At 74.4% G+C, this 2,043-nt stretch carries 3 protein-coding genes; 1 reads left to right on the top strand and 2 read right to left on the bottom strand.

Annotation, left to right across the window (positions count from 1 at the left end):
- Positions 1-220 (top strand): hypothetical protein (locus tag L0B03_RS17090; RefSeq protein ID WP_374205019.1); only part of this gene is annotated, 220 nt, incomplete at its 5' end.
- A 26-nt stretch (positions 221-246) separates the two neighbouring features.
- Here the strand turns inward: L0B03_RS17090 and L0B03_RS17085 are convergent.
- Positions 247-1,260 carry an ABC transporter ATP-binding protein gene (locus L0B03_RS17085; protein ID WP_250448108.1) on the bottom strand — a complete coding sequence of 338 codons (1,014 nt, stop codon included), beginning with the start codon at positions 1,258-1,260 and terminating at the stop codon, positions 247-249.
- On the bottom strand, positions 1,257-2,043 hold a 787-nt coding region (locus L0B03_RS17080; protein ID WP_250448106.1), incomplete at its 5' end, for an ABC transporter ATP-binding protein. The genes L0B03_RS17085 and L0B03_RS17080, both read right to left, overlap by 4 nt.

Raw genomic sequence — 2,043 nt, 5'->3', positions numbered from 1 at the left:
ACGATCCGACTTGAGGCTCGACGAGGCCTTCGCCGCCCTCGCCGCGTCGGGTGGGCGCGAGGTGGCCGTGGCGGACGCCCACGGGCAGGGGCAGGTCGGCGTCGTCACCGCGGACAGCCTGCTCGGTGCGCTCCGTCGACTGGTCGAGGCGCAGCCGGTCGAGGACGATCCCGTCGCACCGAGCGCGGCTGACGAGGTCCTGGACCGCCGCACCGGCTGACCCGGCGGTGCGGCCGCAGCAGCCGGTCAGCGTGCGGCCGACCGGAGCCGCTCGGTCCGCAGCGCCTCGTCGGTGCGGATGCACCAGGCTCGGTGGTCGGCCGCGAAGTCGCGCGGTGTGATCACCCCGGCGCAGGCCTCGACCGCGAGGGGGCATCGCGTCCGGAACACGCAGCCTGAGGGCGGGTTCAGCGGGCTGGGCAGCTCCCCGGTCAGCAGGATGCGTTCGCGGGACCGCTCGACCACGGGGTCGTCGTCGGGGATCGCAGACATCAGGGCCTGGGTGTACGGGTGGGCCGGTTGCCGGTACAGGGCGGTACGGCTGCCGTGCTCCATGACCCGGCCCAGGTACATGACGACCACGTCGTGGCTCATGTGCTCGACCGCGGCGAGGTCGTGGGCGATGAACAGGTAGGTCAGGCCGAGCTCGCCCTGCAGCCGGCGCAGCAGGTTCATGATCTGGGCCTGGACCGAGACGTCGAGCGAGGCCGTGGCCTCGTCGAGGACCACCAGGTCCGGGTCCCCGGCCAGGGCCCGCGCGATGCTGACCCGCTGGCGCTGACCGCCGGACATCTCGTGCGGGTAGCGCTGGGCCGCCCCCGCCGGGAGACCGACCAGGCCCAGCAGCTCGGCGACCCGGGCGTCGCGCGCGCGGCGGTCACCGAGAAGCCGATGGACGTCGAGGGGCTCGCGGATGGTGGCGCCGACCGTGCGGCGCGGGTCGAGGGAGGCGTACGGGTCCTGGAAGACCATCGCGATCCGACGCCGGAGCTCGCGGGCCCGTGAGCCGCGGGCCGCCAGCACGTCCTCGCCCGCGAGCTCGACCGTGCCCGAGGTCGCGGGCACCAGCCCGGTCAGCGCGTTGCCGATGGTGGACTTGCCCGAGCCGGACTCGCCGACCAGGCCCAGGGTGGTGCCGCGGGGGATGTCGAAGGAGACCTCCTCGACCGCGTGCACCCACCGGCGCGTGCGGCCCTCACGGGCGGCGGGGAACCGGACGCACAGGTCTCGGACGGACAGCAGGGGCGTCGTCGGGCTCATCGGGGTTCCACGCAGAAGGTGCGGGCACGGTGCCCAGGGGAGACCTCGGCCAGCGGCGGGACCTCGTGGGCGCACCGCGCGGACTGGATCGGGCACCGCTCGTAGAAGACGCAGCCCGGGGGCAGGTCCCGCGGGTCGGGCGGGGAGCCCGGGATGGCCGTGAGCTCGGCCCGGACCTCGCCGAGGCGCGGCCGGGCCCCGAGCAGGCCGCGCGTGTAGGGGTGCGCGGGGGAGCGGTGCAGCTCGGTGATGGGGGCCTGCTCGACCACCTGGCCGCCGTACATGACGACGACCTCGTCGGCCAGGCCACCGACCACGCCGAGGTCGTGGCTGATCCACACCACCGCCATCCCGATGCGCTCCTGCAGCTCACGGACCACGTCGATGATCTGCGCCTGGGTGGTCACGTCGAGGGCCGTGGTGGGCTCGTCGGCGATGAGCATGGTCGGTTCGCACGCGAGGGCGATGGCGATCATGACCCGCTGACGCATCCCGCCGGACATCTGGTGCGGGTAGGTCTCGAGCCTGCTGTCGGGGTCGGGGATCCCGACCATGTCGAGCAGGTCGCGGGCCCGCGCCCGCGCCTCGCGCCGGGTGGCTCCGCGGTGCTCCTCGATCCCCTCGGTGATCTGCCGCTCGATGGTCAGCAGGGGGTTGAGGGAGGTCATCGGGTCCTGGAACACGAAGCCCAGGCGGCTGCCGCGGGCCCGGCGCAGCTCGCGCGGGCTGAGGGTGAGCAGGTCCACCCCGTCGAGCAGGGCGCGGCCGCGCACCTGGGCCGGC

The organism is Actinotalea sp. C106 (assembly GCF_023630195.1).
GTDB lineage: Bacteria > Actinomycetota > Actinomycetes > Actinomycetales > Cellulomonadaceae > Actinotalea.
Note: the sequence above shows the minus strand (reverse complement) of the source record. Positions and strands in the feature narration are given on the sequence as shown.

Coding starts and splice junctions, on each gene's coding strand:
- L0B03_RS17085 (WP_250448108.1), bottom strand. CDS start 1,260: ATGAGCCCGACGACGCCCCTGCTGTCCGTCCGAGACCTGTGCGTCCGG.